The sequence below is a fragment of the Sinomicrobium weinanense genome (assembly GCF_018863395.1).
Lineage (GTDB): Bacteria > Bacteroidota > Bacteroidia > Flavobacteriales > Flavobacteriaceae > Sinomicrobium > Sinomicrobium weinanense.
The window spans coordinates 212,590-235,096 of sequence record NZ_JAHKRR010000004.1 but is presented as its reverse complement, the minus strand read 5'-3'; the positions used below and the strand labels follow the sequence as shown (position 1 = coordinate 235,096).

At 47.3% G+C, this 22,507-nt stretch carries 16 protein-coding genes; 9 read left to right on the top strand and 7 right to left on the bottom strand.

What is annotated here, in order from left to right; translation table 11 throughout:
- Window positions 1–88 precede the first annotated feature (88 nt).
- The 5 genes from pyk to KN811_RS13300 all read right to left on the bottom strand — a co-directional run bounded on the left by pyk (window position 89) and on the right by KN811_RS13300 (window position 4,837).
- The gene (pyk, locus tag KN811_RS13320) at window positions 89–1,519 is read right to left on the bottom strand and encodes a pyruvate kinase (protein ID WP_187963634.1); all 1,431 of its coding nucleotides are present in this window, start codon (window positions 1,517–1,519) and stop codon (window positions 89–91) included.
- 2 nt (window positions 1,520–1,521) lie between these two features.
- Window positions 1,522–1,989 (bottom strand): IPExxxVDY family protein, encoded by a 468-nt coding sequence (locus KN811_RS13315; RefSeq protein WP_187963633.1) that lies wholly within the window; start codon window positions 1,987–1,989, stop codon window positions 1,522–1,524.
- A gap of 97 nt (window positions 1,990–2,086) precedes the next feature.
- Window positions 2,087–2,818 (bottom strand): ribonuclease III, encoded by a 732-nt coding sequence (rnc, locus tag KN811_RS13310; protein ID WP_187963632.1) that lies wholly within the window; start codon window positions 2,816–2,818, stop codon window positions 2,087–2,089.
- 16 nt (window positions 2,819–2,834) lie between these two features.
- Window positions 2,835–4,085, bottom strand: coding sequence for a beta-ketoacyl-ACP synthase II (fabF, locus tag KN811_RS13305; RefSeq protein ID WP_187963631.1), 1,251 nt, complete (start codon window positions 4,083–4,085; stop codon window positions 2,835–2,837).
- Between the two features lie 518 nt (window positions 4,086–4,603).
- Window positions 4,604–4,837, bottom strand: coding sequence for an acyl carrier protein (locus KN811_RS13300; RefSeq protein ID WP_072316774.1), 234 nt, complete (start codon window positions 4,835–4,837; stop codon window positions 4,604–4,606).
- A 257-nt stretch (window positions 4,838–5,094) separates the two neighbouring features.
- Here KN811_RS13300 and purN point away from each other — a divergent pair, with 257 nt between their 5' ends.
- The 5 genes from purN to KN811_RS13275 all read left to right on the top strand — a co-directional run bounded on the left by purN (window position 5,095) and on the right by KN811_RS13275 (window position 10,016).
- Window positions 5,095–5,667 (top strand): formyltransferase family protein, encoded by a 573-nt coding sequence (purN, locus tag KN811_RS13295; protein WP_187963630.1) that lies wholly within the window; start codon window positions 5,095–5,097, stop codon window positions 5,665–5,667.
- Between the two features lie 143 nt (window positions 5,668–5,810).
- Window positions 5,811–6,278 carry a ribonuclease HI gene (rnhA, locus tag KN811_RS13290; RefSeq protein WP_187963629.1) on the top strand — a complete coding sequence of 156 codons (468 nt, stop codon included), beginning with the start codon at window positions 5,811–5,813 and terminating at the stop codon, window positions 6,276–6,278.
- Between the two features lie 21 nt (window positions 6,279–6,299).
- Complete coding sequence (locus tag KN811_RS13285; RefSeq protein ID WP_187963628.1) at window positions 6,300–6,908, top strand: START domain-containing protein; 609 nt, start codon at window positions 6,300–6,302, stop codon at window positions 6,906–6,908.
- Between the two features lie 147 nt (window positions 6,909–7,055).
- Window positions 7,056–7,982 (top strand): PfkB family carbohydrate kinase, encoded by a 927-nt coding sequence (locus tag KN811_RS13280; RefSeq protein ID WP_187963627.1) that lies wholly within the window; start codon window positions 7,056–7,058, stop codon window positions 7,980–7,982.
- 135 nt (window positions 7,983–8,117) lie between these two features.
- Complete coding sequence (locus tag KN811_RS13275; protein ID WP_187963626.1) at window positions 8,118–10,016, top strand: amidophosphoribosyltransferase; 1,899 nt, start codon at window positions 8,118–8,120, stop codon at window positions 10,014–10,016.
- Window positions 10,017–10,371: 355 nt separating this feature from the next.
- Here the strand turns inward: KN811_RS13275 and KN811_RS13270 are convergent, their stop codons facing one another.
- Window positions 10,372–10,980, bottom strand: coding sequence for a superoxide dismutase (locus KN811_RS13270; RefSeq protein ID WP_187963625.1), 609 nt, complete (start codon window positions 10,978–10,980; stop codon window positions 10,372–10,374).
- 303 nt (window positions 10,981–11,283) lie between these two features.
- Here KN811_RS13270 and KN811_RS13265 point away from each other — a divergent pair, with 303 nt between their 5' ends.
- The 4 genes from KN811_RS13265 (at window position 11,284) to KN811_RS22025 (ending at window position 20,676) form a co-directional block, all read left to right on the top strand.
- Window positions 11,284–14,433 carry a UvrD-helicase domain-containing protein gene (locus tag KN811_RS13265; protein WP_187963624.1) on the top strand — a complete coding sequence of 1,050 codons (3,150 nt, stop codon included), beginning with the start codon at window positions 11,284–11,286 and terminating at the stop codon, window positions 14,431–14,433.
- Window positions 14,434–14,982: 549 nt separating this feature from the next.
- On the top strand, window positions 14,983–16,176 hold the full coding sequence (gene kbl / locus KN811_RS13260) for a glycine C-acetyltransferase (protein ID WP_187963623.1): 1,194 nt from the start codon (window positions 14,983–14,985) through the stop codon (window positions 16,174–16,176).
- A gap of 112 nt (window positions 16,177–16,288) precedes the next feature.
- Window positions 16,289–17,632, top strand: a complete 1,344-nt coding sequence (locus KN811_RS13255) for an OmpA family protein (protein ID WP_187963622.1) — start codon at window positions 16,289–16,291, stop codon at window positions 17,630–17,632.
- Window positions 17,633–17,904: 272 nt separating this feature from the next.
- Entirely contained in the window at window positions 17,905–20,676 is a 2,772-nt protein-coding gene (locus KN811_RS22025) for a PD-(D/E)XK nuclease family protein (RefSeq protein ID WP_187963621.1), read from the top strand.
- Between the two features lie 101 nt (window positions 20,677–20,777).
- Here the strand turns inward: KN811_RS22025 and KN811_RS13245 are convergent, their stop codons facing one another.
- The gene (locus tag KN811_RS13245; protein WP_187963620.1) at window positions 20,778–22,499 is read right to left on the bottom strand and encodes a RagB/SusD family nutrient uptake outer membrane protein; all 1,722 of its coding nucleotides are present in this window, start codon (window positions 22,497–22,499) and stop codon (window positions 20,778–20,780) included.
- Window positions 22,500–22,507 lie beyond the last annotated feature (8 nt).

The window sequence follows — 22,507 nt, the reverse complement described above, 5'->3', positions numbered from 1 at the left end:
TCCAATGGCAAGCGAAAATCCGCAGGGAGATTGCTACACTTCGTTCGCAATGACGCGTTTAATAATATCTGACTTATTTATTTTCCCTCTAATGGATCTCCGTCACCCTAAGCGTATTTACCATTCCTTTTTGCTGGATCGGCATGGCGGCAAGGCTTATCATCATATCACTGGGTTCCACAAATCCCATTTCCCGGGCAAAGTTGTTTACGTCTTCTATGGTCTCGTCCGTAGATACATATTTATCGTAGTAGAAGGCTTTCACTCCCCATAACAGGTTGAGCTGTGTAAGTATCCTCCTGTTGGAAGTAAAGACCAGGATATGCGCCTGAGGCCTCCAGGCAGATATCTGGAACGCCGTATACCCGCTATTGGTCAGTGTTGAAATAACCTTGGCCTTGATCTCATTGGCCATCAGCGCTGCATGGTAGCACACTGATTTGGTAATGTACCTGCTGGTACGGATATACGGAGGTTCTTGGGGAACCTTTATCAGCGGAGAATGTTCTACACTGTTTATAATACTGGCCATTTTCTCGATAACCTGTACGGGATAACTCCCTACCGAAGTCTCACCCGAAAGCATCACGGCATCCGCTCCGTCCATGACCGAATTGGCCACATCGTTCACCTCTGCCCGGGTAGGTGTAAGGCTGGTGATCATACTTTCCATCATCTGGGTGGCAATGATCACCGGTATCCTGGCTTTCTTGGCGCGCAATACCAGTTGTTTCTGGATAAGGGGCACTTCCTGGGCCGGGACTTCCACCCCGAGGTCTCCCCGGGCCACCATAAGCCCGTCGCAATAAGCCACGATCTTGTCTATATTCTCCACGCCTTCGGGTTTTTCGATCTTGGCAATAACCGGTATTTTATGCTCCGAATGTTTATTGATAAGTTCCTGAAGGTCTATAAGGTCCTGGCTATCCCTGACAAAAGACAATGCTATCCAGTCTACCTCGCTTTTAATAGCGAAAATAGCGTCTTTTACATCCTTTTTGGTCAGTGCCGGCAAGGACACTTTGGTATTGGGCAGGTTAACCCCTTTTTTGGATTTCAGGGCTCCTCCCTGGATCACTTTTGCCTTTACGGTCGTTTTCTTGTCGGTGTCCACCACTTCGAAGATGAGTTTGCCGTCGTCCAGCAAAATACGCTCCCCGGGCCTCACATCTTTCGGAAAGGCCTTATAGTTCATGTATACTTTTTCCCTGGTACCTTTAAACTCCTCTCCGGTCACAAAAAATATTTCGTCTCCTTTATTCACCACTACGTCCTCTGCCATGACCCCCACACGCAATTTCGGTCCCTGGAGGTCACCCAGGATGGAAGTATTGTATCCCAGTTCTTCATTCAGGGCCCGTATCATCCCGATACGCTCTTTTACATCGTCATAATCGGCATGAGAGAAATTAATCCTGAAAACATCCACTCCCGCATCCATCATTTCTTTCAGCACTTCCTTCTTGCTTGTAGCGGGGCCTAGAGTGGCAACAATTTTTGTCTTTTTTCTGTTCGGCATTATCAAAAAATTAAATTGTGTTTTGATTTTAGTTGGTTTACGTCCACCTCATAGGCTGCAGCCACCTGAGGTATATCGTTTATTTTTTGTATTATTTGTTTTTCCAGGTCATAAGCTCCTTCGGCATTGTCTATTTTTAGAAAATAATCCACCTTTTTCATCTCCGGGATCAGGTAGCTTGTAATGGTCTGCAGGCCGGAAGAGAACAAATCGCTTTCCCCTGAAGAAGCCACTGTTTTAGTGGCATTGACTATAAGACCCCACACTGTGTCCTCCATCTCGTTTTCCCATTCATAGTATTCCGACAGCGTATTGCTTTCATCCGGGCTTTTCCCCAAGATCCTTTTCAGCCTTATCCGAAGACGTGAATTTAAAAGATAGGCCAGCCGGTATGCTTCCATCGTACAATGAACGGCAACTAAAGAGCAGGTGGGTTCATAAAAGTCATCTGATAGTTTTAATGTAGCCATATAGATTACATGGAAGTGTAAATATATAATACTACGGCAGACTAAACAACAATAACCAGAGGTTTAATCATAATTTAAAGACCGAAAACGATTTCGTTTACTGCATTTTATCCTGGAAAGCGTAATAGGCTCTTTTGGAGGCCTGTTCTTCGGCTTTCTTCTTGGATGTGGCCCTGCCCTTGGAGACCACTTTCCCGTCTATGAACAGTTTTACCGAGAAATGTTTAATGGCTTCATTGCCGCTGTCTTCATAAACCTCGTACCGGAATGTTCTTTTTTCTTTCTGGCACCATTCGATCACATAACTCTTATAGCTTATAATCTTACCTTCGAGCCTTTCTATGTCTACATAAGGCTCTATGACTCTCCGACCGACAAATTTTTCACAGTATTTATAGCCCCGGTCCAGGTAAATGGCCCCCAGGAGGGCTTCGAAAAGGTTTCCGTGCACATTTTCACCGAAACTGTCTTTGGATATCTTTGAGTCTATATGCGCAATGAGGTTCAGGTCTTTTCCCAGTTCGTTAAGGTGCTCCCTGCTAACCACCTTAGACCTCATTTTGGTAAGATAACCTTCGTCTCCCGAAGGTACTTCCTTGAACAGGTGATAAGAAATAATGGTACTCAGCATGGTATCGCCCAAAAACTCGAGTCGTTCGTAATTGAGCGGATTGCCCTTACTGTCTTTTTTATTGGCAGAACGATGGGTAAAGGCTTTCCTGTACGTATCCAGGTCCTTAGGTGTAAATCCCAGGATCTTTTTCAATGCTAAAAAAAAATTCCCGTCGTTATCTGAGCGGGAATTTAATATGTTTTGAACGAGTTTCATTCAATACCGGTCTCTACTAATCCAGTTTTTTAAACACCACACATGCATTGTGTCCGCCAAAACCAAAAGTGTTGCTCATGGCCACTTTGATATCCCTCTCCTGTGCTTTGTTGAGGGTAAGGTTCAGTTCTGGCGAGATCTTTTCATCCGCAGTACTGTGGTTTATGGTTGGCGGCACCAGGCCGTGCTGTATGGCAAGTATGGAAGCTATGGCCTCTATGGCCCCCGCAGCCCCCAATAAGTGCCCGGTCATGGACTTGGTGGAATTTATGTTAATGTTTTTTGCATGTTCTCCAAACACTTCGGTGATCGCTTTGAGTTCTGCCACGTCACCAAGCGGAGTGGACGTACCGTGCGTATTTATTGCATCTACGTCTTCGGGCTTTAACCCGGCATTCTCCAGACAGTTTCGCATTACCGCCTTAACACCTGTCCCTTCCGGGTGAGGTGCGGTCATGTGATATGCATCGGCAGAGAGTCCTCCGCCCATCAGTTCTGCATAAATTCTTGCTCCACGTGCCTTTGCGTGTTCATATTCTTCCAGAATGAGCGCTCCGGCTCCTTCGCCGAGCACAAAACCGTCCCGGTTCTTATCGAACGGCCTCGAGGCGGTTTTCGGATCGTCATTCCTGGTAGAAAGTGCGTGCATGGCGTTAAAACCTCCCATTCCCGCCGCCGCCACCGCAGCTTCCGATCCTCCGGAAACAATGACATCGGCATGGCCGAGGCGGATGTAATTCAGGGCGTCTATCATGGCGTTGGCCGAAGAGGCACAAGCCGACACCGTAGTGTAGTTAGGCCCCATAAAACCGTGCTTTATGGAAATAAGCCCCGGCGCCATATCCGCTATCATTTTCGGAATAAAGAAAGGATTAAACCTCGGAGTTCCGTCTCCCCTGCCGTAATTGAGCACTTCTTCCTGGAACGTTTCCAGTCCGCCGATACCGGCTCCCCAGACAACACCTACTCTTTCTTTGTTGATCTTGTCCAGTTCAATCCCGGAATCGGCAATAGCCTCGTCCGAAGCCACCATGGCATACTGAGAAAACTTATCCAGTCTTCTGGCCTCTTTACGGTCTATAAAGTCGGTGACGTTAAAACCCTTAACCTCACAAGCAAATTGTGTTTTGAACTTAGAAGCGTCAAAATGAGTTATGGGAGCTGCACCGCTCACGCCGTTTTTCAAGCCTTCCCAATATTCCTGCACAGTATTGCCTATTGGTGTTAAAGCTCCTAATCCTGTGACAACAACTCGCTTTAGTTTCATCTGTTAGTATTTATTATTTTGACCTGACTCAATACAGGTGTTTCTCAACGGTCAGATGTAATGCCTTGTGATTATATCGGTCTGTATCCGAAAAATCGGTTACGGGCATTTCATTCGAATAAATTTAGTCCAAACTATATTTTATGATACGCACCGCAAATCCCTCAGTCGTCAAATGTACCGTTGGTCTTTTCCGGTATGACCTGACCCCGTCCTGGGGGCGGCTGTCTTATCCATCCCCGTTCCCGATTGCTTTTCGGTATGCAATATATGGATTATGAATTACAATCTAAGGGGGAGGTAAACTTTTTCAACCTTGCAAAATATTTTGCTCGAACGTACAAGGATAAAAGGAATGTTTATAACCACTACCCCCTGTACCTTGTCTGTTCTTCAGCCCGGGTCCATCAGACATAGCCCGAATACGAGTAGATAATCTAATACAATTTTTGTACAAAATAGAATGCCTAACCAAAGTTAAGCATTCTATCTGTACTCATTGCATATAATATTCTTCCTTATTTTGCTTCTTCGATATATTTTATTGCCTGCTCTACCGTAGCGATATTTTCGGCCTGGTCATCAGGGATCTGGATATCGAATTCTTTTTCGAACTCCATGATCAATTCCACAGTGTCTAAGGAGTCTGCGCCGAGATCGTTAGTGAAGCTGGCCTCAGGTACAACCTCATTTTCGTCCACACCTAATTTGTCTACGATAATCGCTTTTACTCTTGATGCAATGTCTGACATAATCTTTAGTTTTTAAATTTAAATTGTTGGCAAAAATAAAAAACTTTGGTTGAAAACAACATCTAAGTTCCAAAATGTGGCTGTAATTTACTAAAAAATAAGATACGCTATTTACTTTTGATTTCTAATTCTTAATAATTATTCTTTCTTTTGCCACAGCAAACAAGCCTTTAAACACAAGGTATAAGGGCGATATCAGAACGCGAAAGGAAACCCTCCTCACCGCTGTTCTGCCGCCCGATCAAAAATTTACACTGGTGAAAAACATTGTCATATTCGCTTCCGGATCCGGCACCAATGCCGAGAACATCGTCCGTTATTTTGAGGGCAACAGTAACGTAAATGTATCCCTGATCCTCTCCAACAAGAGAAATGCCGGGGTACTCGACAGGGCAGACAGGCATAAGATCAATGCCATTTATTTCAACAAAACGGCCCTGTATGGTTCTTCCGTGGTCCTCGATCTACTGAAAACCATCGACCCGGACCTCATTGTCCTGGCCGGTTTTCTTTGGAAGTTTCCGCAAAGCATACTCGACGTCTTCCCCGGGAAGGTCATCAATATACACCCGGCACTGCTTCCCAAATACGGCGGCAAGGGTATGTATGGCATACGTGTACACCAGGCTGTGGTAGAGAACAGGGAAAAGGAAAGTGGTATCACCATACACTATGTCAATGAAAATTATGACGAAGGTGCTGTGATCTTCCAGGCTGCAAGGGCGATCTCACCATCTGACTCCCCCGAAGACGTAGCCCGGAAAGTACACGAACTGGAATACGAGCATTTCCCGAAAGTGATCGGGAAATTGCTTGAGGAGGCGGAGTGACAAGGAGACGAGGTGATGGAGAGATGAGGTGACAAGAGGGGAAGTTCCAATCGTAAAGTCCGCTCAGGAACCGACAGAAACCTCGAACAAACCCGCAACTGGCAACCGGCAACAAAAAACAAACCATAAACAATTTTTTACCCATGAACAATTTTGACGTACATATATACACCGATGGCGCTGCCCGCGGAAATCCGGGGCCCGGGGGGTTCGGCATTGTCATGGAATGGGTAGGAAAAAAGTATGTAAAGGAATTTTCCCAGGGTTTTAAACACACCACCAATAACCGTATGGAACTCCTGGCGGTTATCGTGGCATTGAAAAAGCTGAAACATCCCGGCACCCACGTAAAAGTGTTCACCGACTCTAAATACGTAGCGGATGCCGTGGAAAAGAAATGGGTATTCAATTGGGAACGCAATTATTTTAAAGGAAAGAAAAATGCCGACCTCTGGACAGAATTCCTGAAAGAATACCGCAGGCACCGTGTAAGTTTCCACTGGATAAAAGGGCACAACAACCACCCCCAGAACGAGCGTTGCGACTTTCTGGCGGTAGAGGCCTCTAAAAAAGGGAACCTCGCCACAGATTACGGTTTTGAAAATTCATGATCCGATTGAGAGACTATATACGTGAAACAACTCTTTTTAACATTACTGACCCTGCTCTTTGCAACAAAAGCCATCTCCCAGGAATGGGAGCTCAAAAAAGACAAGAACGGCATCAAGGTCTATACCCGGTCTGTAGACACTTCAAAAATAAACGAATACAGGGCGGTCACCATGATAGAAACAGACCTGCTAAATGTCCTCGATGTCCTTAAGGATGGCGACAACCTCTGGAAATGGAGTTACAGGACCTCGGCAAGCAGGATCATAAAGAAAATCTCAGACCAGGAATTTGTCTTCTGGATAAAGAACGAACTTCCCTGGCCGTTTAAAAACAGGGACCACCTCTCCAGGGTAAAGATCACCCATGCAAAAGACAGCACTGTCCGCATAGAGCTCAACCCTGAAAAAACCTATACCATTCCGGAACACAAGGAAACGATCAGGATAACCCATTTCAAAGGGCACTGGCTGTTAAAACCCAGGGGAAACAAAGTAGAGATCACACAACAGCTTTACGGGGACCTGGAAGGCAGTATTCCTGCCTGGATCGTAAATGCCTTGTTGGTAAAAGCACCTTACCACACCTTTCTGGAACTAAAACAACTTTTAAAACAACCTGTTGCGGAATAACCAAACGCGCTACCCCATTTCTTTATTTTCCGGCAGGCAAGACCCTGACGGTAAATTCCGGCAGGAGGCGATTTTATCGAACCCAATAAAAATATACCCCGTTTCCGGAAAGAAATAAATTTACGTAAGTTTGCAAAAAAATTCAGCATGGGCAAACTGTTAGCGGTGGGTAGTATGGCTTTTGATGCTATCGAAACCCCGTTTGGTAAAACAGATAAAATTCTCGGTGGCGCTGCCCCATACATCGGCCTGGCCGCTTCCCAATTTGACATAGAGATTGCCATAGTTTCTGTTGTTGGCGAAGATTTCCCGAAAAACTATCTATCTTTATTAGAAAGTAAAAACATAGACACCTCAGCCATTGAGATTGTAAAAGGAGGCAAAACCTTTTTCTGGAGTGGCAAATACCACAACGACCTTAATTCGAGAGACACTATTGAGACACAACTCAATGTCCTCGGAGACTTCAATCCCGTTGTCCCGGAAGATTACAAGGATGCCGATGTGGTGATGCTGGGCAACCTGCACCCCGGCACACAACTGAGCGTTATAGACCAGATGGCCAAAAAGCCGCAACTCATTATACTGGACACCATGAATTTCTGGATGGACAACACCTGGGACGAGCTCATACAGGTCATATCTAAAGTAGATGTCATTACCATCAACGACGAAGAAGCCCGCCAGCTTACCAAGGAATATTCGCTGGTAAAAGCAGCAAAGAAAATAAACGAGATGGGCCCGAAATTTGTGGTCATTAAAAAAGGAGAGCACGGTGCACTGCTGTTTCACGGAGACAATGTGTTCTTTGCCCCTGCATTGCCACTGGAAGAGGTTTTCGATCCCACCGGGGCGGGAGACACCTTTGCCGGGGGTTTTGCCGGTTACATCGCAACCACAAAGGACATCTCTTTTGAAAATATGAAAAACGCGGTGATCTACGGCTCCAACCTGGCTTCCTTCTGCGTGGAGAAATTCGGAACGGAACGCGTGGAAAACCTATCGAAAAGCGAAATACACCAACGGCTGTTACAGTTTAAGGAACTGACACAGTTTGAAATAGAATTAACATAACACAGCGCCCTGAAGTTTCGGGGCTTTTTTAATACAGTCCCTCGGCTTCGCTCGGGAACCGAAGGAGATCAATAAATTAATAACAGGCCAACCGGCAACCGGTAACTGGCAACAATTTATACAAACATAACACCGATGAGCGACGCTATTAAACACGAATGCGGGATAGCCGTGATAAGGCTCTTAAAACCCCTGGAATACTACAAGGAAAAATACGGAAGTGCATTCTACGGGGTCAACAAGATGTACCTGATGATGGAAAAACAGCACAACCGGGGACAGGACGGTGCCGGCTTTGCCAGCATTAAAATGGACGTAAGCCCGGGAGAACGGTACATAAGCCGGGCGCGCTCCAACCAGTCGCAACCCATACAGGATATCTTTTCCCAGATCAACAGCCGTATAAACAATACCTTAAAGGAAAATCCCGAATACGAAGACGACGTGCAGCTTCAGAAAAAGCATATCCCCTACCTGGGCGAGCTGTTCCTGGGGCACGTCCGCTACGGTACCTACGGTAAAAACAGCATAGAGAACGTACAGCCCCTGCTGAGACAGAACAACTGGAAGCACCGCAACCTCATTGTAGCAGGAAACTTTAACATGACCAACGTCAACGAGCTTTTCGACAACCTCATCCGGCTGGGACAGCACCCCAAGGAAAAAGCAGACACCATCACCGTCATGGAGAAAATAGGCCATTTTCTGGACGATGCGGTAGCCAAGCTCTACAAGGAAATAAAAAACGAAGGTTACAGCAAGATGGAGGCCTCTCCCCTCATTGCCGAAAGGCTTAACGTAGCCAAAATACTGAAAAAATCGGCCAAGAACTGGGATGGAGGTTATGCCATGGCAGGGCTCCTCGGGCACGGTGATGCCTTTGTGCTCCGCGACCCTGCAGGAATACGCCCCGCATACTATTACCACGATGAAGAAGTGGCTGTGATCGCTTCCGAGCGCCCGGTGATACAAACCGTATTTAATGTACCTATTGAGGAAGTAAAGGAAATATCGCCCGGCCATGCTGTTATCGTAAAGGCCGGCGGACAGATCTCCCACAAAAAGATACTGAATCCACTGGAGCGAAAGGCCTGTTCATTCGAGAGGATATACTTTTCCAGGGGTAGCGATGCCGAAATATACAAAGAACGCAAGGAACTCGGCAGGTTGTTAATGCCCAAGGTCCTGGACGCCATTGACCACGACACTGCCAACACCGTGTTCTCTTATATCCCGAACACCGCGGAAACTTCCTTCTACGGTTTGGTAGAGGCCGCGCAGGATGAACTCAACAGGGAAAAAAACCGTCAGATCCTGGACGAAAAGGAAACTCTTACCGACGACAGGCTGACCGAAATACTTTCCAGGAGGCTCCGCACGGAAAAAATAGCCATCAAAGATGTAAAATTAAGGACCTTTATTACCGAAGACAGCAGCAGGGACGATCTCGTAGCCCACGTATATGATGTTACCTATGGTGTTATTAAACCGGAAGACAGGCTGGTGATCATCGACGACAGTATTGTAAGGGGAACTACCCTGAAAAAAAGTATCATCAAGATGATGGACCGGCTTAACCCGAAAAGCATTGTCGTGGTTTCTTCGGCCCCTCAGATCAGGTATCCGGACTGTTACGGGATCGACATGGCCAGGCTGGAAGACCTTGTAGCCTTCCGGGCAACACTGGAACTGCACAAAGAAAGAGGCACCTATGACACGGTAGAAAAAATTTACCGCCAGTGCAAGGAGCAGGCAGGGTATGCCGATGTGGATGTAAAAAATGCGGTTCAACAGCTCTACGACCCGTTTACCGACGAGGAAATCTCGGCCAAAATATCAGAGCTCCTTTGCACCGAAGACATCAATGCCGATGTAAAGATCATCTTCCAGTCGGTAGAAGACCTGCACAGGGCCTGCCCCAAAAACCTGGGAGACTGGTACTTTACAGGGAACTACCCTACCCCCGGGGGCAACAGGGTGGTGAACCGTGCATTTATCAATTTCTACGAAGGCAATAAAGAACGGGCATATTAGACAGTATTCCGGTATTCAGTATTCGGTGCTGATATTTTTCTTCATATACCTGCAGCTGAACACCGAATACCAAATACTGGATACCAAAAGATATCTTTTTAATAACATTCTCTTAATCGGATATATGTGCATTTTGTCGAATTAATTTCCGGGGTAAAAATTCCCGGCATACTTTTGAGTCACCATAGCATAAGTAGGTTAAGTTCATGGTAAGATTTGGGGCAAAAAAGGTGGAGTTTTACTCCGCCTTTTTTATTTTCACACCATCCGTGCCGCAATGCCCTTTTCCCGAAAAACATATCCATAAAAAAAGCGGAGTAAAACACCCCGCTTCATGTTTTATGAGTTGTCAGTACTATTTATTGGCAGCATACAGTTCCGCTACCTTGTTCCAGTTGATCACATTAAAGAAAGCGGAGATATAATCCGGCCTTCTGTTCTGGTAGTTCAGGTAGTAAGCATGCTCCCATACATCCAGTCCGAGGATAGGGGTTCCTCCGCAGCCGATTCCCGGCATCAGGGGATTGTCCTGGTTGGCTGATGAACACACTTCCACTTTACCGCCTTTATGAACACACAGCCATGCCCATCCTGAACCGAAACGGGTTGCAGCCGCTTTTGAAAATGCATCCTTAAAAGCATCAAAAGAACCGAAAGCCTCGTCTATTGCAGCAGCCAGCTCTCCACCCGGTACACCGCCTCCATTCGGGGACATTACTTCCCAAAACAGACTGTGGTTATAATAGCCTCCACCATTGTTCCTCACCGCCCCGTTGTTCATATCAAGCCCGGTAATGATATCTTCTATGGATTTCCCGTCCAGGTCAGTACCTGCAATGGCATTGTTGAGGTTTGTAGTGTACCCGTTATGGTGTTTTGTATAGTGTATTTCCATTGTACGTGCATCAACATGAGGCTCCAAAGCGTCATAAGCATACGGTAATTTTGGTAATTCAAAAGCCATGATATTAAATTTTAGTTTATTAGTTAATACTTGAGAAGTAACAAATTTAAGTATAAACTTAAACAATCCATAATAATAAATAGTAAAGAACTCATAAAGATTGTTTATTTTGCCCTTCGGATTTGAGATTTACGATGAATTGAACCGTCTTAAAGGGAACACCCCCCCCCCTGCCCCCCTCAAGGGGGGTGTTCCCCACAACAAAGCACTCAGCGACCAAGTAAACCTTGAACCTGTCACCCTGAGCTCGCCTGCACTGAGCGCAGCCGAAGTGTCGAAGGGTTAAACCTTAAACTTTGAACTTTGAACCACAACACAACATTTCAGATATACAACGCATCGGCAGGTTCGGGGAAGACCTTTACGCTGGTCAGGGAATACCTGAAACTACTGCTCGCTTCCGATCATTCCGATACTTTTAAGCAGGTACTGGCTATAACCTTTACCAACAAGGCCGTAAACGAAATGAAGGAACGCGTGGTCTCCGGCCTCCGGGAAATAGCCGACGAGAACATCCTCTCCTCCCCTTCCGACATGTTCCTGCAACTCCGGGAAGAACTCGGCACCGACGACAATACCCTCCATCTCCGGGCAAAAAAGGTGCTGAAAAGAATATTGCACAATTACGCCTTTTTCGACATCTCTACCATAGACAAATTCAACCACCGCCTGCTCCGTACCTTTGCCCACGACCTGCAGCTCCCGGTAAATTTCGAAGTGGCCATAGACACCGTTTCCCTGTTGAACGAGGCCGTAGACCGGCTCATTTACCAAGCCGGCGAGGACAAATTGCTCACGAGGGTACTCGTGGATTTTGCCCTCGAAAAAGCCGACGAGGACAAAAGCTGGGACATAAGCCTGGACCTCAAGAAGATCGCAAGGCTGCTGCTCCAAGAAAATCATTACGAGCACATCCGCGAGATCGAGAACAAAACCCTGGCCGACCTGAAAGCCCTGTCGGCACTGCTCAAAAAACAAATACAGGAAGTGGACGAAAGACTGGCCGGAAATGCCGGTACCTTTTCCACCCTCATGGATATCAACAAGCTGGAAGCAGCCGATTTTACCCGGCGCACTATTCCCAATTTTTTTCTCAAAGCACAGGACAACTCATTTAAAAGCACCGATTTCCAAAATAAAAAATGGCAGGAAGATATCCGTACGGCCACCCTGTATACCAAAGCCACGGAAAAAAGCCATCCGGAAAAAGCAAGCATTATAGACGGATTGCAACCTCAGATAGCAGACCTGTTCGAAGATACTGCCACACTCTTTTTCCACGGCCAGTTCCTCCGGAATTTCCGCAGTAAACTCATCCCGCTCTCCCTGCTCAACGCCATCAACCAGGAACTGAACCACATCAAGGAAACGGAAAACCTGATGCCTATTTCAGAATTCAACCGCATCCTTGCACAGGCCATCACAGACCAGCCCGCCCCGTTCATCTACGAACGGCTGGGCGAGAAATACCGTCATTATTTTATAGACGAGTTCCAGGACACTTCAGAAATGCAGTGGAAAAACCTGCAACCTCTTATCGGCAATGCCTTGGAAGGCGAATCCCTCACCGGAAAGAAGGGCTCCCTGCTCCTGGTGGGCGATGCCAAGCAGGCTATCTACCGTTGGCGGGGCGGAAAGGCCGAACAGTTTATAGCACTCTACAACAGGGACAGCCTCCCTTTCCAGGTAGAGCCCTCGGTAGAACCCCTTCCGGTCAACTACCGCAGCTATGACGAGATCATCCGGTTCAACAACCGTTTTTTCAGGGATATTGCCGAACACCTTACACTTCCGGAATACAAAGACCTCTATCTCAACAAGAGCCACCAGGAGGCCAACTCCAAAAAGGGAGGGCTGGTAAACATCAGCTTCGTGGACAAGGAGAGTGAGGACATCCGGGAAGCGTACTGCAACGCCACCCTCCGGAAAATAGAAACACTCCGGCAACAGGGCCATGCCCTGGGCGACATATGTATCCTTACCCGAAAAAAAGACCAGGGCGCCCTACTCGCAGGTTATTTACAGGAAAACGACATTCCCGTCATATCTTCGGAATCCCTGCTGCTGAAGAACCATCCCAAGGTGAGTTTCCTCATCAACCTGATGCACTACTTCCTTCAGCCGGAAAACCGGGAGGTCCGTTTGCAGCTCCTCGCTTTCCTCGCCGAAAAGGAAAACCGGGAAGACAAACACGGATATTTCAGCGCCGGGCTCAGGGATATGTGCCCGGTATGGGAATCCCATTGTTTTTCACCGGAAATATTTCTCCGGAGGTCGCTGTACGACGGTATTCAGTATGCCATTGCCTGTTTTGGCCTTAATGCCCCGTCTGATGCCTACCTGCAATATTTCCTGGACGAGGTCCTGGAGCAGGTCAACCGCAACCATACAGGCCCGGGAGAATTCCTCGATTATTGGGAAAAGAAAAAAGACACCCTCGGCATTGTAGCCCCCGAAGGCATTGATGCCGTTCAGATCATGACCATACACAAGTCCAAGGGGCTCCAGTTCCCCGTAGTGATCTTCCCTTTTGCCGAGACCAACATCTACGAAGACCGCGACCCGTTGTTGTGGTTTCCTGTAAATGCAGATACCTTCGGTATTCCATACGCCCTGATATCCAAAAACAAAGACCTGGTACACCTCAATAAACAGGGCGAAAATATGGTAGCCGAATACGATGCCAAACTGGAACTGGACAGTTTTAACATCCTGTATGTAGCCCTGACCCGTGCCGTGGAACAACTCCATATCATCGCAAAAACCGATATGGACAAAAACGGAAAAGAAAACACCAAGACTTTTTCCGGGCTCTTTATCCGCTTTTTAAAAGACAATGGCTATTGGGAAGAAGGAAAAACCTCCTACAACTTCCCTGCCGATGCAACTATCTCCCCGGCATCCGGAAAGCAGCAATCCGGTTTGCCGGACACGCTCTACATCCCTTATGTATCTAACATCACGGAAAAACAAAAGTTCCGCATTATCACCAGGTCCGGTGCATTGTGGAGCGCAGGCCTCGATGAGGCCATCGAAACCGGGAACGTATACCACTCCCTGCTCTCCCGGATAGTACATGCCGATGATCTGGAGAACGTGATCCGTGAAGCCATTGCACACGGCACCATTCCTTCGGAAAAGAAAAAAGAATTCCGCGAACGGTTGCTTGCAGTCACCACACATCCGCAGATCGGGAAATACTATACCACGGCCTATACCATATATAACGAAAAGGACATCTTCACCGCACAGGGGGAAGCCCTTCGCCCGGACAGGGTGGCCATAGACGAAAAGGGAACCGCGACAATACTGGACTATAAAACGGGAAGCTACGACAAAAAATACGAACGCCAGTTGCAGCAATACCAGGATGTCCTTACTCAAATGGGATATATGGTCCGGGAAGCCTATCTCGTGTTCATAGACCGGGAGATCCGGATTTTTACAGTTTAACACAAGGCGATTTTGGTGGCCGGTATCCGGTAATCGGTGTGTTGGTATTCAGTATTCGGTGGTCGCAGAAACTCATAGCAATCAACAGGACAAGAACCATACACCTCCACAAGCCTCTACCCATATCCATAAATCTCTCCCGACTGCTGGTATAAGTGCAGAACATCCAAAAAAAACAAAACTTCCTTAGGACCTTTATCACGCTTTAGTGTATAAGTAATAAATCCCGGAAGAAGAAAGTCAGGGATTTTGCATTCTTTTATATTTTGGTTTTTGAAATGCAGGGAAACCTGCGGGCCATGAACAATGGCCTACCCAAACCGAAGGTGCCCGTTTGGAAGGGCGGGCAAACTGTTGTTTATTCTTTGGGGTAGCCAGACTGTAAAAGGTCAGGTGATAAACACAGTGCTCATGGAAGGCCGTTCCGGATTTTTTCCGGGCGGCCTTCTTTTTTTTGACCTTCTCCGGAAAACCGTGCTTTCCCGTTGACAGACATCTATGAACTCCATCCGAATTTATTTACCTTTGCCTTAATTCAAAAAGAAAGATATGTACGGGAAAATACAACAACACCTTCAAAAAGAATTACAGGACATCAAAGACAGTGGCCTTTACAAGAAAGAACGGATCATCACCTCTCCGCAGGATGCCGTGATCAGGATATCTACCGGAGAAGAGGTTATCAACTTCTGCGCCAACAACTACCTGGGGCTGTCTTCCCACCCGGAAGTGATACAGGCAGCCAAGGACTCCCTGGACTCCCATGGTTTCGGGATGTCTTCCGTGAGGTTTATCTGTGGCACCCAGGACATCCACAAGGAGCTGGAAAAGAAGATCGCCGATTTTTACGGTACGGAAGACACCATCCTCTATGCCGCGGCATTCGACGCCAACGGAGGTGTTTTTGAACCTCTTCTCACCGCAGAAGACGCTATTATCTCCGATTCCCTCAATCACGCTTCCATTATAGATGGGGTACGCCTGTGCAAGGCGAAACGCTACCGCTATGCAAACAATAATATGGAAGAGCTCGAAACCCAATTAAAGCAAGCCAATGCCGACGGGGCCCGGTTCAAGGTCATCGTTACGGACGGTGTCTTTTCCATGGACGGCCTGGTAGCCCCGCTGGACAAGATCGCTGCCCTGGCCGACCAATACGACGCCATGGTGATGATCGACGAATGTCACGCCGCCGGGTTTATTGGTGAAACAGGCAGGGGGACCCTCGAAGAAAAAGGGGTTATGGGTAAAATAGACATTATTACAGGAACCCTCGGCAAAGCCCTGGGTGGTGCCATGGGAGGTTACACCACCGGAAAAAAGGAGATCATAGAAATACTGAGGCAGCGATCCAGGCCATACCTGTTCTCCAACTCTCTCGCCCCTTCCATCGTAGGTGCATCCATCAAGGTATTCGACATGCTTTCGGAAAACACCGAACTGAGGGATAAGCTCGAAGAAAATACCCGTTACTTTAAAGAGGGCATGAAAAAAGCCGGTTTTGACATCATAGACGGCGACGCCGCCATTGTCCCCGTAATGCTGTATGATGCCAAGCTGTCCCAGGTCATGGCAGACAAGCTGCTCGAACGCGGAGTTTACGTCATCGGCTTCTTTTATCCGGTTGTTCCTAAGGAAAAAGCAAGAATTAGAGTACAATTGTCCGCAGCACACAAGAAGGAACATTTAGACAAAGCTATTCAGGCTTTTACGGAAGTCGGCAAGGAATTGAATGTGATCTAAACCGGCATATTTTCTTAATAAAATCAAAAAAATTACTATATTTATCTTTGTTAATATACCGTAACGGCTTACATTTGCTCTTAATTAATACTTAAAATTTAAATAATTGAACATGAAACATCTTAGCAAATTATTAGTTGCTGCGCTCTTATTTATAGGGTTTAGTAATGTACAGGCGCAAGACTCCAACAACCCATGGCAGGTGAGTTTTGGTGTAAACGCCGTTGATGTTTACCCAACCAACCAAGCGGGACTGGGAAAGTGGGGCGACGAATATTTTAACGTCAGCGACCACTGGAACATTCTTCCTTCTGTATCTACAATAGCAGTTTCCAGATATGTAGGTACCGGATTCTCTGTTGGTGTTCGGGGATCCCTGAACAAAATTGATAAATGGGGTGACGAAGATGTAGATGATTTGTCATATTATGGTGTGGACGGTACCGTAAAATACAACTTCCTGGAAGGAAAAAAGTTTGATCCTTTCATCGAAGTAGGCGGTGGTTACACCTGGATCGATGAAATTGGTGCCGGAACCCTGAACGGAGGTATTGGTTTTAACTACTGGTTCACAGACAACATTGGTGTAAACCTCCAAACCGGCTATAAACACTCTTTCGAAGATTATCTGGCGCCTCACTTCCAGCACCTTGCCGGTATCGCTATCAAATTCGGAGGAACTGACACCGACGGTGACGGTATCTTCGACAAAGATGACGAATGCCCTGAAGTAGCAGGTCTTCCCGAATTTAACGGATGCCCGGACTCTGACGGTGACGGTATCCCGGACAAAGACGATGCTTGCCCTAACGAAGCTGGTCCTGCCGAGCTTAACGGATGCCCGGACTCTGACGGTGATGGCATAGCTGACAAAGACGATGCCTGCCCGAATGAAGCCGGAACCAAAGAAATGAACGGATGCCCGGACTCCGACGGTGACGGTATTGCCGACAAAGACGACGCCTGTCCTAACGAAGCCGGTCCTGCCGAGCTCAACGGATGCCCGGACAGAGACGGTGACGGTGTTCCGGACAAAGATGACCAATGTCCTGATGTAGCAGGTACTGTGGCCAATAATGGTTGCCCTGAAGTAACTGAAGAGGTTCAGAAAAAACTCAACGAGTTTGCCAAAACTATACTGTTTGACCTTAACAAGGCCACCATTAAGTCTGAATCCGCTACGGTATTAGACCAAATAGTTGATGTTCTTGACGAATATCCCAACTCTAATTTTACCGTAGAAGGTCATACTGACAGTAGTGGTGCCGCTGCCTATAACCAGCAACTGTCTCAGAAAAGAGCAGAATCTGTACAGAAATATCTGGCTGAAAAAGGCATCAATCCTTCCAGGCTGACTGCCAAAGGATACGGTGAAGACAACCCTATCGCTGACAACAAGACTGCAGCCGGTAGAAAAGAAAACAGAAGGGTGGAAATAAACCTCGTAAAAGAGTAAGGAATCCCTTTTTAAATAATAAAAATCCCGTTCTGGTCAATTTCAGAACGGGATTTTTTATTTTTAGGTTTTTATTTAGAGTTTGTTTAAAACCATGGCACTCCATAACCTGAACGAATATTTCACTTTGTGTATCTCTGTGTGTTCTCTGTGGATCTTTGTGTAATAGCCTGCATCCATTGTGTTATTACACAGAGGCTCACAAAGGTTGCACAGAGGACCACAAAGAGTTATTTCAGAAATTAAAAGTATAATTCAACATATAAATTACAGTGAAAACCTTTCTCTCCGAAGTTGTTGAAAATATCCTTTCCGAACACGGAAATATAAGCGACATTATCTTTGTCCTTCCCGGAAAGAGAGCAGGGGTATTCCTGAAAAGGGAGATTCGCCGCCGTATGACACAAACTGCCTTTGCCCCGCAGGTTTACAGTGTGGAAGAGTTTGTACAGGAACTGTCCGGCCTTCGGCTTATTCCTAATATTCAGCTCCTGTTTGAATTTTATGGTGCCTATCAGAAGGCCACGCCACGCGAACAGCAGGAAGATTTTTACAGTTTTTCCAAATGGGCACAGATGATGCTGCAGGATTTTAACGAGATCGACCGTTACCTCATCCCTCCCGACCGTATCTTTTCGCACCTGTCCTCGATAAAGGAACTGGACCACTGGTATCTTTCAGAAAAGAAAACTCCCTTACAGGAACAATACATTCAATTCTGGAAAACCCTGGACCGCTACTATCACCTGTTAAAAGCAGAACTGTTGTCGGCCCAATGCGGGTACCAGGGGCTCATATACAGGGAAGCCATCAAAAACATAGAGCACTATCTCAGCCATAAAGAAGGCAGAAAACATGTTTTTATAGGGTTTAATGCACTAAACAATGCAGAGTCTGCAATGATACAGGAATTCCTGGCTGCCGGCGCGGAAGTGTACTGGGATACCGACAAGGTGTTCATGGACGACCCCGAACACGATGCAGGCCTCTTTATGCGGCGATACAGGAAGGCCTGGAAACATTACAGGGACAACCCATTTAAAAACATCAACACCCATTTCTCGGCCCCGAAAAACATAGAGATCATCGGGGTCCCCGGAAAGACCGGGCAAGCCATGTATGTTCACTCCATACTGTCTTCCCTGAAAAGCAACGGCAGTATAGCACAGGCCGCGGTGGTCCTGGGCAATGAAGAACTGTTGAACCCCATACTCAACGCCATCCCCGATGATATCCCTGACGTAAACATTACCGGAGGGTTTCCCCTGGCGTATACCCCCATGGCATCGTGGTTCCACGCCTTTTTTCAGCTTTTGGAAAATGAAACCTCAGGGAAATGGTATTATCAGCATGTGCTGAACCTGGTCTCCCACCCGGTCTCCAAAACACTGCTAACACATAACGGACGTGACCTGGCCTCTGCTTTTATCCGGACCATACAGGACAACAACATTGTTTTTATTACCCGGGAACACCTGGAGAAGGCCTTTGAGCATATGATTTCCGACACTAAAAACGGGAACTCTGTCACCGAACTTCTCTTCTTTTCCAAAGATACCTGCACGGTAAACGACATTATAAAAAAATGTACTGATCTGACCCTTAGGATGAAAGACATCTATTCCGGCAAGGGCAACCAGGTATTCCTGGAATACCTTTACCGGTTTTACGAGATCTTTAACCAAATCCGTTTTTTTAATGAAAAATACCACGTTATATCCATACATGCACTCACCGGGATATACCGGGAGCTGCTGCTCCAGGAGACCGTGGATTTTCAGGGTGAACCGCTGGAAGGCCTCCAGGTTATGGGAGTGCTGGAAAGCCGTAACCTCGATTACGAGACCGTGATCATCACTTCGGTAAACGAAGGCGACCTGCCATCGGGAAAATCGGGCAATTCCTTTATTCCCTTCGATATAAAAGTGGCTTACGGCCTGCCTACCTACAAGGAAAAAGACGCCATATATGCCTACCACTTCTATCGCCTGTTGCAAAGGGCCAAAAACGTCTACCTGCTGTACAATACCGATTCCGGAACATTTGACGGCGGGGAAAAGAGCCGCTTTATACAACAGTTGACCACCTTTCGGCAGGAAAACCACCATATCCGCGAACGGATCGCCGCGCCCAGGGCGGAAAATCTTCCCGGGCCTCCCTCACCCGTAAAGAAAACCCCTGCACTCATGGAAGCCATCCGGGAACTGGCCCAGGCCGGTTTTTCCCCCACTTCGCTCACCAACTACATCCGGGACCCGCTGGCCTTTTATCATCAGACCATACTCCACATCAGGGATGAATATGAGGTGGAGGAAACCATTGCTGCCAATACCCTCGGCACCATCATTCACGATACCCTGGAGGACCTCTACAAACCCCTCACGGGAAAGGTCCTTACCCTGGCACACATCGAGGATATGCAAAACAGAGCAAACGACATCGTAAACCTCAAATTCGGGCAGGTATATCGCGGAGGAGACTTTAGCCGGGGAAAGAACCTGCTCAGCTATGAAGTAGCCAAACAGTACCTGAAAAATTTCCTTAAAACCGAGGAAAAACGTATCCGGGAGGGAAATTCCATAAAAATAGTGGAAATAGAAAGCAACCTGAAAGTAAAGGTGGAAGTTCCCGGAATCCCCTATCCCGTATACCTGAAGGGAAAAGTAGACCGCGTGGAAGAGATCAACGGCACCCTCTGTTTTATCGACTACAAAACCGGAAAAGTGGAACAGGGCGATGTAGAACTGGCCCAATGGGAAGACCTCATCGCCGATTACAAATACAGCAAGGCCTTTCAGCTGCTTTGCTACTCTTATATGCTCACCAGGAACAGTCCCTACACCCTACCCGCAGAAGCTGCGATCATCTCTTTTAAGAACCTGCAGAAAGGATTCCTGAAATTCGCGAAAAAAGGGGAATCCAGGCACGATAAGGACAACGCCATCACGGAAGAGACCTTTCAATACTTTTCAGAACAGCTTCACCGGCTGATCTCGGAAATATGCAACCCTGACATGCCTTTTACTGAAAAGGAAGGCCCGTAAGGGCAACCGATCTACACCACCCCCCTCTTATCAAAAGAAAACACCCTCCCGAAAAGACCGGGAGGGTGTTTGTATCAATACAAATCTGTATATAGCAACATCTAATACCCGGGATTTTGCTGCAGATTTCCACCGCTACGGTCTATCTGATCCTGCGGAATCGGAAAAACACTATTTTTTTCCGAAAAGGAGAGCCCACCATATACATTGATTATACTTCCCTCAAATGCAGAATAACTTTCCAGTTCCTCCTTGGCGATCCCCCATCGTACCAGGTCGAAAAAGCGGTGTCCTTCAAGTGCCAGTTCCAGCCTGCGCTCGAACCGGATGGCCTTCAGGGCATTGTCCTTCGAACCAAATGCCGATGCGGGATAGGGTTGTACACTATACGCGGCTGCATCGTTACCATCAATTTTTTTACGCGGGAGGTTATCCGCCCGTTTCCGTACCGCATTGACCATGTTCATTGCATAGGGCAGATCGCCCGTTTCTGCCGCACATTCCGCTGCCATCAGGTATACATCCGCCAACCGTATAATACTAACATTCAGTGCGGTCACATAATTGACCCCTCCGGACTGCGTATTCCCGGCAAAATCCGCTTCGTCGATCATGCGTTTATGGGCCACGAAAGGCCCGTGGAAAGCAGGGTCGCGCAACCAGTCATTGCCCGGCATGATGCCCCAGTCGTGGTATGGTACGCCCCTGCGCCCTACAGTATAATCCAACCTGGGGTCTACAGCAAGGGATTGATCTACCTGGTAATTTTCCTGGGCGTCACCAGTTAAGCCGAAATCCGACAAATAAGGATCGTTACGGAAGGCACCATCCAGCATGGGCAGTCCTTCTGCCGTCACCCGGAATGCATTGACCAGGTCAAAGGAAGGGTTGAAAAAGCCGCAGCAATTTGCCGGTGCCGAGCCATACAGCCCTGACAGCATATCGCCCACATTGGCGTTGTCACCACCACCATCCGGGTTGATGGCGTGCTGGGCTGAAAAAATGTCCTCCGGGCCGTTTTCGGTATTGACATTGAAATTGTCCAGGAATGGCAAGGTCTCCAGGTCCGGCCTGTCGGCTATAACCGCTTTAAATAAATCCAGTGCCTCCGCATATTTCTGCTGATACAGGTACAACTTACCCAGGTATGCTTTTGCTGCAATACCATCTACCCGGCCTTCATCTCCCATCGGCGGGGTATTGGTGAGCTGATCTGCAGCAAACCGGAAATCCGCTTCAATAAACGGTAATACATCTACATTGTTTGGCGTTTGGGCTGCCTCGGCAGTAGAGACGGTTTCGTCGACATAAGGGATATTCTTAAATACCCGCCAGAGGAAAAAATAATAATGCCCCCTCAGCATCCTCGCTTCCGCTTCGATCTCAGTGGCCCGTTCGTCCGTAAAGGTCTCCTCCCCGGTTTCCTGTACCACCTTCAGCAGGCGCAGTGTGGTATTGCACCTGTTAATGCCTTCGTAGTAATTGTTCCACATCACAGACAGGTGTTCATTCACCGGAATGGATGTATGTTGTTCGATTTCAAACATCGTAGCCTGGTCTCCGGCTTCACTTCCCTTATGGGCATCTCCCCCGGCCACATCCCCGAAAAGCCACTGGCTCGGGGCAGCCGCATAGTTGCCCCAGGTGCCGTCACGGTTGCCGTTCATCAGGCCGTAGGCTCCTGTAAGCAGCCATTCCACGGCCTTCGTGTTGTTCAGCTGTTCGTCTATCAGTTTTCCCTGCGGTTTCTGATCCAGGAAATCCGAGCCACAACTCCCCAGCAGCAGTGCAGTTGCCACAACTATTATATATCGTATGTTCATTGTTGAAA

Coding starts and splice junctions, on each gene's coding strand:
- pyk (WP_187963634.1), bottom strand. CDS start 1,519: ATGCCGAACAGAAAAAAGACAAAAATTGTTGCCACTCTAGGCCCCGCT.
- KN811_RS13315 (WP_187963633.1), bottom strand. CDS start 1,989: ATGGCTACATTAAAACTATCAGATGACTTTTATGAACCCACCTGCTCT.
- rnc (WP_187963632.1), bottom strand. CDS start 2,818: ATGAAACTCGTTCAAAACATATTAAATTCCCGCTCAGATAACGACGGG.
- fabF (WP_187963631.1), bottom strand. CDS start 4,085: ATGAAACTAAAGCGAGTTGTTGTCACAGGATTAGGAGCTTTAACACCA.
- KN811_RS13300 (WP_072316774.1), bottom strand. CDS start 4,837: ATGTCAGACATTGCATCAAGAGTAAAAGCGATTATCGTAGACAAATTA.
- rnhA (WP_187963629.1), top strand. CDS start 5,811: ATGAACAATTTTGACGTACATATATACACCGATGGCGCTGCCCGCGGA.
- KN811_RS13280 (WP_187963627.1), top strand. CDS start 7,056: ATGGGCAAACTGTTAGCGGTGGGTAGTATGGCTTTTGATGCTATCGAA.
- KN811_RS13275 (WP_187963626.1), top strand. CDS start 8,118: ATGAGCGACGCTATTAAACACGAATGCGGGATAGCCGTGATAAGGCTC.
- KN811_RS13270 (WP_187963625.1), bottom strand. CDS start 10,980: ATGGCTTTTGAATTACCAAAATTACCGTATGCTTATGACGCTTTGGAG.
- kbl (WP_187963623.1), top strand. CDS start 14,983: ATGTACGGGAAAATACAACAACACCTTCAAAAAGAATTACAGGACATC.
- KN811_RS13255 (WP_187963622.1), top strand. CDS start 16,289: ATGAAACATCTTAGCAAATTATTAGTTGCTGCGCTCTTATTTATAGGG.
- KN811_RS13245 (WP_187963620.1), bottom strand. CDS start 22,499: ATGAACATACGATATATAATAGTTGTGGCAACTGCACTGCTGCTGGGG.